Origin of the sequence: Terriglobus sp. YAF25, from assembly GCF_052113305.1 — a bacterium.
Classification (GTDB): domain Bacteria; phylum Acidobacteriota; class Terriglobia; order Terriglobales; family Acidobacteriaceae; genus Terriglobus.
Genome location: NZ_JBFRCY010000875.1, coordinates 1 through 1,641 on the forward strand (window position 1 = coordinate 1; position 1,641 = coordinate 1,641).

The window sequence follows — 1,641 nt, forward strand, 5'->3', positions numbered from 1 at the left end:
CTGGTACACAAGGCCGTTATTGATGTAGATGCCCATGGCAGCAATGCCTTCTGCGCAGATGGTGCTGCCGGCAGTGGCGACAAACTTCACAGGAGAAGTAACGGTGCCTCCGGCGGCGGGTGAGGTGACGGCGACGCCGTTCAGGGTCGATCCGCTGGAGACGGTGATGTTAATAGGCGTGGTGGATGCTCCACCACAGTAGTCCCACTCCTGGACGACGGTGTTGTTGATGCCGGAGTTGAGAGCGATGGAGGCATTGAGGGAGCTGCCGTTAACGTGATAGACGAGCGAGTTGTTGGCGTAGACCCCCATGGCTGCGACACCCTGGGCGCAGCTACCAGCGGCCGTAGCTGTGGCGACATACTGGACCGGAGAAGCGACGGTGCTTCCATTGGTGGGCGAGGTGACAGTCACGCTGCCGTTCGAGGCTGTGACGTTGATGTTCACAACGCTGGTGTAGGCTCCGCCGCAATAGTCCCACGCTTCCACGACAGTGTTGTAGAAGCCGGGTTGGAGTGTGAGCCTGGTGTTCAAGGAGCTCCCGGAGACATCGTAGGCGAGGGCGTTGTTGACGTAGATGCCCATTGCGGCGATGCCCGCGGCGCAGCTGGTGGAACCAGCGGTAGCGACATAAGCGACGGGAGAAGCTACGGTGCTTCCCGTGACGGGCGAGGAGACGGAGACGCCATTCAGGTTCGATCCGCTGGTGACGGTGATATTGATGGGCGTGGTGGATGCTCCCCCGCAATAGTCCCACTCTTCGACGACGGTATAGTGCATGCCAGGCTGCAAGGTGACGGCCTGGTTGATGGTGTTGCCGGCGACCTGATAGACGAGAGCATTGTCCACATAGATGCCCATCGCGGAGACGCCTGCCGAGCAGGTTGAAGACGAACCGCTGGCGACATACTGGACGGTCGTGCTGGCAGTCGTGGTGTTGTTCGCAGGGCTGCTCACAGTGACTGTGGCAAAGGCTTGTGCGGCGGTGGCCAGGAAGAAAAGACAAAACGCGTCTATAAGACGGCGGATGCTTGAGGAGGTTTTCATGACGCTTCTTTTGTGTGTCAGCGTGCGTGGTTCAGGTCGTTCAAAAGGGAGAAGCCAAACGCCCTCTAAGATGAGCGGCTCTCCTCCAGGAGTTGCCTGTAGAAATGCTTGCTCTAGAGCATCAGTAGTGCCGATATCTGGAGGCCCAGTGAGCAGGAGCGGTCTCTCCCCTGCCCACTTGCTCCATTCCCTGGTGCTATTTAGAGATTTGGGTGCAGATCCCGCAAGGGACTTACCTGCTCCAAAAGGGACGCTACATGAAGAATCGTGGACTCGGTTTGCCAGTTACCAACGATCTGCACGCCGATCGGCATCTCGTCATGGCTCGTACCGAACCGCATGGAAATGCCCGGCAGGCCCGTCACGTTTAACGGCGATGTCGCGGACATGATGCCCATGATGTTCACAGCCTGGCCGTTGATCAGCAACTCCCCCTGGCCATGGCTGAACGACGGGGCAGGCAGGACCGGAGTGAGCAATACATCGTACTTCTGGAAGTACTCGGCATAGCCATCCTTTAACCGCTCCGCCGCCTGTACGGCTTCGATGTACTCCACTGCCGGCGTATCGGGCAACGAGAGCATAAACCTGGCC

At 58.8% G+C, this 1,641-nt stretch carries 2 protein-coding genes; both read right to left on the reverse strand.

Features of this window, described 5'->3' with window-relative positions:
• A partial coding sequence (locus AB4043_RS24735) for a hypothetical protein (protein ID WP_442308422.1) occupies positions 1–1,047 on the reverse strand: 1,047 nt, incomplete at its 3' end.
• A gap of 200 nt (positions 1,048–1,247) precedes the next feature.
• Positions 1,248–1,641, reverse strand: a 394-nt coding sequence (locus AB4043_RS24740) for an amidase family protein (protein ID WP_442308423.1), incomplete at its 5' end; no start/stop codon positions are given.